At 41.0% G+C, this 363-nt stretch carries 1 protein-coding gene; it reads right to left on the bottom strand.

Going from position 1 to position 363, the window contains the following annotated elements; genetic code table 11:
* Nucleotides 1–170: 170 nt before the first annotated feature.
* Complete coding sequence (locus CWC03_RS23610; protein WP_171040329.1) at nucleotides 171–311, bottom strand: hypothetical protein; 141 nt, start codon at nucleotides 309–311, stop codon at nucleotides 171–173.
* Nucleotides 312–363: the final 52 nt, after the last annotated feature.

The raw sequence follows: 363 nt of genomic DNA, 5'->3' as shown, positions 1-363 counted from the left end.
GTAGGAGGCTGAGCAGTACATATCTCAAGCCCTTGTTGAGTCACGTTTCACAAATGGTGGATTTACATTTGCGTATAGAGCGAATAGGGCTCAACGTCTTGTAGCTGTAATTTTTTATAGTCTTGCATTGATTCAATCGTCAACGGCTCTGCTAATTCTAGCTTGCCCGATTAGATCCAGGTCCAACCCAGTAACAATTTACCATTGGCACTCGAGACCGAAGATATATAATCTCTTTCTATCAGCATTTGATATTGCGTAAATGCACTTTGCATGGCATCCGTCTCACGGGTTTCCAATGCGATTTCCATATCGGACTTTCAAATCAGTAATTGCTCTTTCTCTTAGCTTCTATTATAAAGC

This window comes from Pseudoalteromonas sp. S2755 (assembly GCF_005886535.1).
In the GTDB taxonomy this organism is placed as follows: Bacteria; Pseudomonadota; Gammaproteobacteria; order Enterobacterales; family Alteromonadaceae; genus Pseudoalteromonas.
The sequence above is the reverse complement of the archived record's forward strand: the minus strand, read 5'-3'. Positions and strand labels throughout refer to the sequence as shown.